This is a genomic window from Pseudomonas sp. BMS12, assembly GCF_001592875.1.
In the GTDB taxonomy this organism is placed as follows: Bacteria; Pseudomonadota; Gammaproteobacteria; order Pseudomonadales; family Pseudomonadaceae; genus Aquipseudomonas.
Genome location: NZ_LSOF01000008.1, coordinates 108,017 through 118,770, shown reverse-complemented (window position 1 = coordinate 118,770; position 10,754 = coordinate 108,017). Strand labels below are relative to the sequence as shown.

9 protein-coding genes and 3 pseudogenes are annotated in these 10,754 nt (G+C 62.7%); 7 read left to right on the top strand and 5 right to left on the bottom strand.

Annotated features, from left to right (window positions below; genetic code table 11):
* Nucleotides 1–147: 147 nt before the first annotated feature.
* Both queD and AYB31_RS09060 read right to left on the bottom strand, forming a co-directional pair.
* On the bottom strand, nucleotides 148–504 hold the full coding sequence (gene queD / locus AYB31_RS09065) for a 6-carboxytetrahydropterin synthase QueD (RefSeq protein WP_082805253.1): 357 nt from the start codon (nucleotides 502–504) through the stop codon (nucleotides 148–150).
* Nucleotides 505–623: 119 nt separating this feature from the next.
* On the bottom strand, nucleotides 624–1,703 hold the full coding sequence (locus AYB31_RS09060; RefSeq protein ID WP_068827878.1) for a hypothetical protein: 1,080 nt from the start codon (nucleotides 1,701–1,703) through the stop codon (nucleotides 624–626).
* A gap of 167 nt (nucleotides 1,704–1,870) precedes the next feature.
* On the opposite strand from AYB31_RS09060, the gene AYB31_RS09055 reads away from it, so the two are divergent.
* The 4 genes from AYB31_RS09055 to AYB31_RS09040 are packed head-to-tail and all read left to right on the top strand — an operon-like array spanning nucleotide 1,871 to nucleotide 4,474.
* Nucleotides 1,871–2,179: a PepSY domain-containing protein gene (locus tag AYB31_RS09055; RefSeq protein ID WP_068827876.1), complete on the top strand. Its 309-nt coding sequence runs from the start codon at nucleotides 1,871–1,873 to the stop codon at nucleotides 2,177–2,179.
* A gap of 38 nt (nucleotides 2,180–2,217) precedes the next feature.
* Entirely contained in the window at nucleotides 2,218–2,493 is a 276-nt protein-coding gene (locus AYB31_RS09050; protein ID WP_236715524.1) for a PepSY domain-containing protein, read from the top strand.
* A complete protein-coding gene (locus AYB31_RS09045; RefSeq protein ID WP_068827873.1) occupies nucleotides 2,493–3,161 on the top strand; it encodes a response regulator transcription factor in 669 nt (222 codons plus the stop codon). Before AYB31_RS09050 ends, AYB31_RS09045 begins: the two co-directional genes overlap by 1 nt.
* Nucleotides 3,158–4,474: a sensor histidine kinase gene (locus tag AYB31_RS09040; protein WP_068827871.1), complete on the top strand. Its 1,317-nt coding sequence runs from the start codon at nucleotides 3,158–3,160 to the stop codon at nucleotides 4,472–4,474. The genes AYB31_RS09045 and AYB31_RS09040 overlap by 4 nt, the downstream gene beginning before the upstream one ends.
* Here the strand turns inward: AYB31_RS09040 and AYB31_RS09035 are convergent, their stop codons facing one another.
* From AYB31_RS09035 to AYB31_RS22270, 3 genes and pseudogenes are all read right to left on the bottom strand, one after another.
* Nucleotides 4,475–5,071, bottom strand: coding sequence for an NADPH-dependent FMN reductase (locus AYB31_RS09035; RefSeq protein ID WP_068827869.1), 597 nt, complete (start codon nucleotides 5,069–5,071; stop codon nucleotides 4,475–4,477).
* A 137-nt stretch (nucleotides 5,072–5,208) separates the two neighbouring features.
* Nucleotides 5,209–5,724 (bottom strand): annotated as a pseudogene (locus AYB31_RS22275) (methyl-accepting chemotaxis protein); the annotation flags it as partial.
* Between the two features lie 342 nt (nucleotides 5,725–6,066).
* A pseudogene (locus AYB31_RS22270) lies at nucleotides 6,067–7,032 on the bottom strand (PDC sensor domain-containing protein); the annotation flags it as partial.
* A gap of 557 nt (nucleotides 7,033–7,589) precedes the next feature.
* On the opposite strand from AYB31_RS22270, the gene AYB31_RS09025 reads away from it, so the two are divergent.
* The 3 genes and pseudogenes from AYB31_RS09025 to AYB31_RS22260 all read left to right on the top strand — a co-directional run bounded on the left by AYB31_RS09025 (nucleotide 7,590) and on the right by AYB31_RS22260 (nucleotide 10,704).
* Nucleotides 7,590–8,906 carry a Na+/H+ antiporter family protein gene (locus tag AYB31_RS09025; protein ID WP_068827865.1) on the top strand — a complete coding sequence of 439 codons (1,317 nt, stop codon included), beginning with the start codon at nucleotides 7,590–7,592 and terminating at the stop codon, nucleotides 8,904–8,906.
* A 115-nt stretch (nucleotides 8,907–9,021) separates the two neighbouring features.
* Nucleotides 9,022–9,846 (top strand): annotated as a pseudogene (locus AYB31_RS22265) (cache domain-containing protein); the annotation flags it as partial.
* A 36-nt stretch (nucleotides 9,847–9,882) separates the two neighbouring features.
* On the top strand, nucleotides 9,883–10,704 hold the full coding sequence (locus AYB31_RS22260) for a methyl-accepting chemotaxis protein (RefSeq protein ID WP_442961801.1): 822 nt from the start codon (nucleotides 9,883–9,885) through the stop codon (nucleotides 10,702–10,704).
* Nucleotides 10,705–10,754: the final 50 nt, after the last annotated feature.

Sequence of the window (10,754 nt, the reverse complement as noted above, 5' to 3'; positions counted from 1 at the left end):
GAGTAGGTCATCGTCAAGCTCCTATCCCAAACCCCCGACCCGCTCACGCTGGTCGGGGGTTTGTCTTTGCGCGCAATAAATTTTCTTGATTTCAGGGCATAAGAAAGCCACCCGTGGGTGGCTTGGCTTCTGATTCGGGGTTTCTGTTTAATCGCCTCGGTATTCGCAGCCGCTGGTACAGGTTTCATGAACACGGACCCGGGACAGTTCGGGAAGTAGCGGTTTCATCTCCAGCCAGATCCACTTGGCAAGATTTTCGCTGGTAGGGTTTTCCAGGCCGGGTATCTCGTTCAGGTAGTTGTGATCGAGCTTTTCGTAGATTGGCTTGAAGATCGCTTTGATCTCGGCAAAGTCCCGAATCCAGCCGGTATGCGGGTCTACTTCACCCTCAATGTAAATGGCTGCTCGGAAGGAGTGTCCGTGCAGACGGCCACATTTGTGGCCGGCCGGCACATTGGGCAGGAAATGGGCGGATTCGAAGGTGAACTCTTTGAACAATTCCAAGATAAACGCTCTGCTGGATGGGCCGCAAAAGCGGCATTAACCTTTCTGGGCAGTTTATCAGTCGTCCGACCGGTTCGCTCGTTACAAGACTTCGCCTCGTTCGAGCGTTTATAAAAGTCTCAGAGCGGCAGCAGGCACTTGCCCAGGTTTCCGCCGTCGACCAGTTCGAGAAATTCGTCGCCCAGGCGCTGGCTTTCTGCCATGGCTTTTCGCCAATAGCGTTCGCGGCCGATGTCGTCGCCGAGATAGCGTTTGAAGTCGCTTCGGTCGGGCAGCTTGCCGTGAGGCAGGCTGGCCAGATAGTCCCGTGACGGGGCCAGCAGCAACACGTCCTGTAGACGGTCGGCATCGCCTCGTCGCCATGGCAGCCCCTTGTCGAACCAGCCGGGAATCACCTTGTCGGTAAAGTGCGGGTACAGCACTACGCCGTCGCTTTGATAGGGTAGGTCAAGGTGGTAGTCGAGCAGCCCACCATCGCGGTAGGCGCCAGGTTCAAGGCCCGGGATCTCACGAATCGCTTCCATAACCATGGGGATGGAGCCAGACGCCAGCAGGGCATGGCGCAGATTATTCTCGGCCAGGGTATGGAAATGTGAGCGGAAGTCATCGAGCGCAGATAGCGGTGGAGCGAGACGCGAGTCATGTAGGATCACCCGCTCAAAGTGACGCCCCAGGCGGCTGCGCCCCAGCAGGTTGTTGCCGACCACCGAGGACAGCCCAAGGCCCAGCTTGCCGCGATGGTCGTGCTGCAGGAGTCCGTGGCTGCGTACTACTACGATGTTCAAGCGGTACTGCGGATTGTTCAGCACTGCAGCATCCTGGCCTTCGAGCAGTTCGTCCAGAAGTTGCACGCAGCTGCGCGATACCTCGGCCATGCTCACGCCCTTGGCGAAACGCTGGCTGGTATAGAGTTCACCCAGGCGTCGAATACCGCTACAGGCATCGGGCAGGCAGGCACTGGCGAAGCGCCACGAGCCAATGGAGGCGCCGATCAGCGTGCGCTCGCGAGGTGCTCGCGGCAGCCAGTCGCCAAACAACGCCAGATCCAGCCCCTGAATACCAAGCCCTTTGGGGCCACCGGCCGCGCCAGGCAAAATACCGACATCGGCAGGGTGCAAGCCGCGCTCGCGGATGCGGGCGAGGGCACGTTTGCCTGCACGCAGGCTGAGGGCGGGGGACTTGATATGTATCGCGGTCATGCTGGGCTCCACATTGCAGCCAGCGATTATAGTGGCGTGAGCCGACAGACCAAGAAGCTTCAGCAGCTGAATGGCGGTCAATTGCGAGATCGCAGGCCTCTTCAGCTTGAATTAAGTGGGGTTGCGTATCTTCAGCGCCGTAATGTCGATATCTCAAGGAAAACACCGTGAACACGTTGGCAAGCATCCTCGCTACGACCATGCTCGCTGCTATTGCGGGGCTTGCCCAAGCCCGGGATCTGGGGCCCGATGAGGTACTCAAGCTGCGTGACGCCGGTACCATCCAGCGTTTCGAGGCGCTCAATGAGGCGACCCTGGCCAAGTATCCCGGGGGCAAGATCGAGGAAAGCGAGCTGGAAGAGGAACATGGCCGTTATGGCTATCAGGTCGAGGTGCGCGATGCTCAAGGCGTGCAGTGGGATATCGATCTGGATGCCGCTACCGGCCAGATACTGAAAGAGCATAGGGATGACTGATGGGTTCCCAACTTCGTTATAGGCAAGCTGCAACCCTGATGTTGCTGGTCTTGACGCTTGGAGCCCAGGCTCGCGATCTGGATCAGGATGAGGCTCTCAGGCTGCGCCGCGAGGGCGTCATTCTGCCGCTCGAGCAGTTGCTGCAAGCGGCTATGCAGAGATATCCCGGTGCTGCGCTGCTGGAGGCCGAGCTCGAAGAGGAAGACGATGTGTTGGTCTATGAGGTCGAGCTGTTGACCTCGGAGGGCAGCGTTCGCGAACTGGAGCTGGATGCCCAGACGGGGCGCATTCTCAAGGATGAACTGGAGGACTGATGCGGCTGTTGCTGGTTGAAGACAATGTCCCGCTGGCCGACGAGCTACTGGCCGATCTGGGACGCCAGGGCTACGCCGTGGATTGGCTGGCCGATGGCCGCGATGCGCTGCACCAGGGGGCTAGCGAGCCATACGATCTGATCGTTCTGGATCTTGGCTTGCCCGGTAAGCCCGGTCTGGAGGTTCTGCGCGAGTGGCGGGCTGCTGGCTTGACCACTCCGGTTCTGGTGCTTACCGCGCGCAGTTCCTGGGCCGAGCGCATCGATGGTCTCAAGGCTGGAGCTGACGACTATCTGAGCAAACCTTTCCATCCCGAGGAGTTGGCTCTGCGCATCCAGTCGCTGTTACGCCGTGCTCATGGCCTGGCCAATCAACCGCAGCTGGAGGCCGCGGGCCTGCAGCTGGACGAGAGTCGCCAGTGCGTGACACGTGAGGGGCGTGAAATTGAGCTGACTTCTGCCGAGTTCCGTCTGCTGCGCTATTTCATGCTGCACCCTGGGAAAATCCTCTCCAAGAGCCAGTTGGCCGACCATCTCTATGATGGCGAGAGCGAGCGTGACTCCAATGTGTTGGAAGTCCACGTCAACCGCCTGCGCGGAAAGCTGGGGCGCGAGGTGATCGAGACCCGCCGAGGCCAGGGCTACCGTTACGCCGGGGTGAGTGATTGAGGTCCATTCAGCGGCGCCTCAGCCTGGGACTGGCCGGTGTGCTGTTACTGGTCGGTCTGATCCTGGCGCAGGGCAGTCTGTGGCTGTTCGATCTTAGCTTGCGCAGCTATCTGCAGAGTGATCTCGAAGACGAGACCCAGAGCTTGCTGATTGCCCTGGCGCGTGGCCAATCCGGGATTCAGCTGGACGAACGTCGGCTCGATCCTTCTTTCCAGCAGCCGTTCTCGGGTCACTATTTCCGTATCGATTTCGCCGAGCGCAGCTGGCGCTCGCGCTCTCTCTGGGACCGTTCCCTGGACGTGCCGAAGGCTGCCGGCCTGCAGCCAGGACTGGGTGATGGCCCTCGCGGGCAGCGCCTGCTGGTTTACCGTGCGGATTACCACCGCCTTGGGCAATCCTTCGTCATTACCGCTGCGCAGGACTACACGCCAATCCTGCAGGCTTTCCGCCGTCTGCAGTGGCTCGGGCTGGGGCTGGGCGGCGGCACGTTGCTGCTGATCCTGCTCGCCCAGCGCTACACGGTTCGTTCCGCCTTGCGACCACTGGAGCGGGTGCGGACGCAAATCGTGCAGTTGCAGCAGGGCCACCGTAGCGAGCTGGATAGCCAGGTGCCTCAGGAACTGGAGCCGCTGGTTGCCCAGATCAATCGCCTGCTGAACCACACCGAAGACACGCTCAAGCGTTCGCGCAACGCCTTGGGCAATCTCGGCCATGCGCTGAAGACGCCGTTGGCGGTGCTGGTCAGCCTGAGCAACCGTGATGAGTTGCGCGCCTTGCCGGAGCTGCAGAGCAACCTGCGCGAGCAGTTGCTGCAGATCGAGCAGCGGCTGGCGCGTGAGCTGGGGCGCGCGCGATTGGCCGGCGAGGCGTTGCCGGGCGCACATTTCGATTGTGCTGTGGAGTTGCCGGGACTGTTCTCGACGCTCGGCATGATCCATAGCCACGGCCTGCAGCTGGACTGGCTGGCGGCACCGGGGCTGTGCCTACCCTGGGACCGCGAGGATCTTCTCGAACTGCTCGGCAATCTGCTGGATAACGCCTGCAAATGGGCGGACGCCGCGGTACAGCTGCGGATCGAGCAACACGCGGAGGGCTATCGCTTGTGTATCGATGACGACGGCCCGGGTATTGCCCCCGAGCGCCGTGAGCAGGTGCTGGGCCGTGGTACGCGGCTGGATGAGCAGGTCTCCGGCCATGGTCTTGGACTGGGCATCGTCCGGGACATCGTTGAAGCCTGGAACGGTACGCTGAGCCTGCAGGACAGCCCGCTGGGCGGGCTGCGCGTCATGATTGAGCTGCCCCTGCCGCGCTGATCACATGCCGTTGGCGAAGGCCGAATGGCCCATGTCGATGCTGGCGCGTACCGGCTTCAGCGCTTCGCCGTACTTGCCGAGGATGTCCAACGCGTAATCGGCGCGGGCGCGGATCCGGCGATCATCCTCGCCGCTCACTTCTGTGTCGTTCAACACCGACTCTACCTGGCGCACGATCAGATGCTCGGGCAGATAGGCAATACGGCAGTTCTTGTAGCCCGAGGCGCGCAGCTCGCTGATCGGGTAGGCGCCGCCGATGCCGGAGGATACGCCGACCAGCAGGGCTGGTTTGTGCGCCAGCTCGGCCTTGCTCGCATAGAGAAAGAAGTTCTTCACCGCCGGGCAGGCCATGCCGTTCCATTCCGGGGCGATCACCACCAGTGCGTCGGCGCTGGCCAGTTGCTGCTGGTAGTCGACCCAGGGGCCTTTGTTCTCGGCTGGCCACAATGGCAGGCCGCGCTCGCCAAGGTCGATCAGGCTGCTGTGTTCTTCAGCGGTCATGCCGAGTTCGATCAGGCGTTGGCGCAGATAACGGGCAACCTTGGCGGATTGGCTCTGCTGACGACTGGAACCGGCGATAAGGGCGATATTGAGCATGTGCGAACCTCGCGGGAAATAGGTTCGCAGGCTACCGGCCGCTCTAGAACGGGGCAAGTGAAGAGGCGTCAGGACGCTTGTCGGATAGCGCCAAGAAAAACGCCCGCAGGTGCGGGCGCTCTCGTGTGGCGAAGATGTCAGACGCGGAACTGGTCCATCAGCCCCTGCTGATGGTTGGCCAGGCTGTTCAGGGTCTGGCTGACCCGGGCAGATTCTTCGGCCTGTCCGGATAGCGCTTCGGTGACATCACGGATGCTGGCCACGTTGCGGTTCACCTCTTCGGCCACCGCGCTCTGTTCCTCGGCGGCGCTGGCGATCTGCAGGTTCATGTCGTTGATCACGGTGACCGCATCACCGATGCGGCGCAACGAGGTCACGGCCTGCTCGACCAGCTCCACGCTGCTCTGGGCCTGCTTGTGGCTGCTGTGCATGGAGCCGACCACGTCGCGGGTACCGCTCTGCAGGTTCTCGATCACCTGGCGGATTTCCTCCACCGAGTCCTGGGTGCGTTTGGCCAGGTTGCGGACCTCGTCGGCGACCACGGCGAAACCGCGCCCGGCTTCACCGGCGCGTGCCGCCTCGATGGCGGCATTGAGGGCCAGCAGGTTGGTCTGCTCGGCAATGGCGCGGATCACGTCCAGTACCGAGCCGATCTGCTCGCTGCTGCTGGCGAGGCTCTCCACTTCATGCATGGCCGAATTCAGCTCGCTGGCCAGTTGCTCGATGGACAGGGTGGTGCGGTCGATCACCGCCAGACCTTCGCGGGCGGCAGCATCCGCGCCGCGCGCGGCATCGGCGGCCTGGGAGGCGTTGTTGGCGACGTCGTGGGCAGTGGCGCTCATCTCCTGGGAGGCGGTGGCCACCTGATCCACTTCGCGGAACTGTTGCTGCATGCCGGAGCTGGTCTGGCTGGCGATGGCTGCGGACTGGTCGGCGGTGCTGCGGGCATCCTGTACCGAGCGTTTGACGTCGGCGATGGTCGGTTGCAGCTTGTCGAGGAAACGGTTGAACCAGCTGGCCAGTTCGCCCAGCTCATCCTGCCTGGCGTAGTCCAGGCGACGGGTCAGATCGCCTTCGCCGCTGGCGATGTTCTTCAGCATGGCAGCCACGCCGAGGATGGGGCGAGTCACGCCGAGCGCGGTCAACCACATCAGGCCCAGGCCGAGCAGGATGGCTACCACACCTACGCCGAGGGCCACACCGGTGGCACCGGTGCGCTGTTCGTCAAGCTGCTGCTCAAGGCGCAGGGCCGGGCCTAGCAGGATGTTGCGCGGTACTTCCAGCAGCACGCCCCAGGCACTGGCTTCGGGAATCGGCAGCAGTGGCTCGAACACCTGCAGCAACCCATTGTTTTCCAGCACCTGGCTCTGGCCCTTGGCAAGCAGCCCGCTGAGCTCGGTCTGCTGACTGGCAAAAGCCTTGCTCAGCGGTTTACCCAGCATGCCGGCATCGCGGCTGTAACCGGCCAGCAGCCCTGCGGGACTGATGATGCTGACCTGAGCCTGGCCATCGTACAGTTCGCTGCTGGCCTTCTGGCTGATCTGTTGCAGGCTTTCCAGGCTGATGTCCACGCCCATCACGCCGATCACCTTGCCGTCCTGTTCCAGGGGGAAGGCGATGCTGGTCATGAGGACCTGCTTGCCGTTGACGTCGTCGAAGTAGGGGTCGAGTACGCACGCCTTGCGGGTGTCGCGCGGGCAGGTGTACCAGGCGTTGTAGGGGCTGCCGCTGGGGCCTGCGGTGGTATCGCCTAACTGCGCTTCGTCCATCGACTCGGATTCCAGGCTGCCCGGTGTGCTCTGCGACCAGTAGAGGGAGAAGCGGCCTTTTTCGTTGCTGCCCAGCTCGGCCTGGTCGGCGAACAATTCGTCCTTGCCGTCGAGCGCGTTGGGCTCGAACACCAGGTACAAGCCGAGCAGGTTGGGGTTTGCATCCAGAGCGGAGCGCACCTGGCGGACCATGTCTTCACGCAGGTCGAACGCATCGAGAAAGCGCTTTTCCGCCTGATCCTTGAGAAACAGCACCTGGCGGGAGAAGCCCTTGCCGTACAGGTAGGCATCCATGAAGTAGCGCTGAATACGGATGCCCTGCAGTTCGCCGCGCGCCGCCATGCGCAGGCGGGCGGACTCTTCGAGCATGCTGGAACTGGAGGCTTTGACCAGCTCGGCGCTGTTGCGTGACTGATAGAGCGAAGTGCCTACCAACAGGGTCACGATGGCCAGTAGGCAGAGACCGGCGAGCAGGGTGATTTTCCACTGGATGGATAGGCGCGACAGCATGGTTGGGTCCTTCTCGATTCAGACTTCTAGGTCATTCATCGGCATGGGTGTCAAAAACTTGACCGGAAATGTCGATTTAATGGCCCGCTTGAGCTTCTAGAGTAAAGCAGCTGAATCCATAGGCAATATCCATGCGCGCTCGCATCGCGATTTGCGGCTTTGACAGAAGCTGATCGAACGGGCAGAGTTCGCCGCTTTTTCCTGCCCGACCCGGCAGGTGCAACACGCTGGAGTGCAAGATGAATGCAGTGATAGTGGCGGTCGGCCTCATGTTGGCCCTCAGCCTGATGCGAGTGCATGTGGTGGTCGCACTGATCCTCGGCGGTCTTGCCGGTGGTCTGGTGGGTGGCCTGGGGCTGGAGGGGTCGCTGCAGGCCTTCAACAGCGGACTAGGCGGCGGGGCCACGGTGGCGCTGTCCTATGCCCTGTTGGGCGCCTTTGCCGTGGCCATCGCCAAGTCCGGGTTGGCACATGCCCTGGCGGATCGCGCGCTGCGTCTGGTCGGTCACCAGGAGGCCGAGAGCGGCGGGCTGAAATGGCTGTTGCTCGGGCTGCTGCTGGTGGTCGCCGTGGCTTCGCAGAACGTGCTGCCCATTCACATTGCCTTCATCCCGTTACTGCTACCGCCGCTGCTCTACGTGCTGACCCGCTTGCGCATCGATCGCCGCCTGATCGCCTGTCTGCTCACCTTCGGCCTGGTCACGCCCTACATGTTCCTGCCGGTAGGTTTCGGCAGCATCTTCCTCAACGAGATACTGTTGGCCAACGTGGCCAGGAATGGTGTCGAGGTCAGTGGTGTCAGCGCGTTGCAGGCCATGAGCATCCCGGCTCTGGGGATGCTGACCGGCCTGCTGGTGGCGGTGCTGTTCAGTTACCGTGGTAAGCGTGACTACGACCTGCAGCGCATCGAGCAGGTCGAGCGAGCCGCTGCCAGCTACAGCCGCGCAACCCTGCTGGTGGCCGCGGCTGCCGTCGCTCTGGCTTTCGTCGTCCAGCTCTGGCTGGACTCGATGATTGTGGGCGCCCTGGCCGGTTTTCTGGTGTTCTCGCTGTCCGGCATGGTGCGCTGGCGCGAAGCCGACGATCTGTTCACCGAAGGCATGAAGCTGATGGCGACCATAGGCTTCATCATGATCGCCGCTGCCGGCTTCGCCGAAGTGCTCAAGGCCACCGGCCAGGTGCAGAGCCTGGTCGACGCCGCAGCTGACTGGATTGGCAACAGCAAGGCGCTGGGCGCGCTGCTGATGCTGCTGGTGGGCCTGCTGGTGACTATGGGCATCGGCTCGTCTTTCTCTACCGTGCCCATCATCGCGGCCATCTTTGTACCGCTGGGCGTGCAGTTGGGGTTCAGCCCGCTGGCCATCGTCAGCATCGTCGGCACGGCCGGAGCCCTGGGCGACGCCGGCTCGCCTGCCTCGGACTCGACGCTGGGGCCGACCTCGGGCCTCAATGTCGACGGCCAGCACAACCACATCTGGGATACCGTGGTGCCCACGTTCCTGCATTACAACCTGCCGTTGCTGGTGTTTGGCTGGTTGGCCGCGATGGTGCTCTGAGGTAGCGTCAGTGCGAAAACGAGTGACTGCAAAGTCGCTCATGTAGTCGATGGGGGTGCCGATATAACGGCACCCCCATTTTGCTTCATGCAGTCCTGCTCATAAGGAAGGGAACATGCGCCTTACCCTGAAAACCAAAGTTCTTCTGCTGGCCCTGGTGCCGGTGATCCTGTTCGCCCTGGTGCTGAGTGGCGCCGCGGCGAAGGTGCTGACCGACCTCGCGGTGGATGAGGTGCAGCAGACCCGCGAGCGCCTGCTGCAGGAAAGCCGGCAGGAACTGCAGAACTTCATGCAGATCGCCCTGGGCTCGGTGCAGAGTCTCTACGACGGCGCCAGCCAGGGCGACATGAGTAGCCGCGAGCAGGCCATCGCCATCCTGTCGAAGATCAAGTACGGCAAGGATGGTTACTTCTTCGGCCATGATTCCAATGTCGTGCGCCTGTTCCGTGGCGACAGCCCGGTGGACGTGGGCAAGAACCTGTCCGACCGCAAGGACCCCAACGGGGTCTACGTCAACCGCGAACTGGTGCAGGTAGCCAAGGACGGCAGCAACTATGTCGAATACAGCTCGCCGCTGCCGAGTAACGACAAGGTTCTGGTGCCCAAGCTGGCCTACAGCTACTACCTGCCCAAGTGGGACCTGGCGCTGGGCACGGCCGTCAACCTGGATGGCGTCGAGTCTCAGGTCGCCGAGGTGGAGGCCAGCATCGATGAGCGTGTGAGCACCATCCTCACCAGCATTCTGGTGATTGCCCTGATCATGCTGGTGGTGTTCGGCATCGTCGGTCTGGCACTGAGCAACGCCTTCCTGCGTCCTTTGCAGCAGATCAAGGCCAACCTCGACGATATCGCCGCTGGCGAGGGTGATCTGACTCGGCGCCTGCCGGTGGCAGGTGATGATGAACTGGGCCAGTTGGCGGGCTCGTTCAACCGTTTCGTCGAGAAGATCCATGGTCTGGTACGCCAGATCGCCGAGATGACCGGGCAGCTGACCGGCCTGGTGGGCGAGGTGGCCGCCCAGGCACAGCGTTCCGAGCAGGCCATGGAGCGCCAGCGTCAGGAAACCGACCAGGTGGCCACGGCGATCAACGAGATGTCGGCGGCTGCCCAGGAGGTGGCCAAAAGCGCCCAGGGTGCCGCCGAGGCGGCGCAGCAGACCGACCATGAAGGCCAGGCCGCGAAGAAGGTGGTGGATGGCAGTATCCAGCGCATCCATGCCCTGGTCGGTGATATCCGCGAGAGTGGCCAGTCGCTGGACAGTCTGCAGCAGGACGTGCAGTCCATCGTCAGCGTGCTCGATGTGATCCGCTCCATCGCCGAGCAGACCAACCTGTTGGCGCTCAACGCCGCCATCGAGGCGGCCCGCGCCGGCGAGGCCGGACGTGGCTTCGCCGTGGTGGCCGACGAAGTGCGTGCGCTGGCCAGCCGCACCCAGCAGAGCACCCAGGAAATCCAGGGCATGATCGACCGCCTGCAGCAGGGCACCCAGGCTTCGGTCAGCGCTATGCGTCGCTCCAGCGACGCCGGCGAGATCACCAGCGAGCAGGCCAATCAGGCCGGTTCCTCACTGGACGCCATTGCTCAGCTGATCGGCACCATCAATGCCATGAACGCGCAGATCGCCAGTGCTGCCGAGGAGCAGACGGCCGTGGCGGAGGAGATCAACCGCAGCGTGCACCAGATCGCCGTGGCGGTGGAAAGCGTGGCCGACGAAACCCGCCATAGCGCCGAGACTTCGCGCAGCCTGGCCGGTCTGGGCGAGCGTTTGGGAACACTGGTGCGGCAGTTCCGTATCTAGAGTCCGAGCCCCGTGACCAAAGGCGCCTTGGTCACGGGGCCGACCTCTGG

Bases quoted from the DNA above. Each gene is read 5' to 3' on its own strand.
- AYB31_RS09060 (WP_068827878.1), bottom strand. From the start codon at position 1,703: ATGACCGCGATACATATCAAGTCCCCCGCCCTCAGCCTGCGTGCAGGC.
- AYB31_RS22260 (WP_442961801.1), top strand. From the start codon at position 9,883: ATGACCGGGCAGCTGACCGGCCTGGTGGGCGAGGTGGCCGCCCAGGCA.
- AYB31_RS09035 (WP_068827869.1), bottom strand. From the start codon at position 5,071: ATGCTCAATATCGCCCTTATCGCCGGTTCCAGTCGTCAGCAGAGCCAA.
- AYB31_RS09050 (WP_236715524.1), top strand. From the start codon at position 2,218: ATGTTGCTGGTCTTGACGCTTGGAGCCCAGGCTCGCGATCTGGATCAG.
- AYB31_RS09045 (WP_068827873.1), top strand. From the start codon at position 2,493: ATGCGGCTGTTGCTGGTTGAAGACAATGTCCCGCTGGCCGACGAGCTA.
- AYB31_RS09025 (WP_068827865.1), top strand. From the start codon at position 7,590: ATGAATGCAGTGATAGTGGCGGTCGGCCTCATGTTGGCCCTCAGCCTG.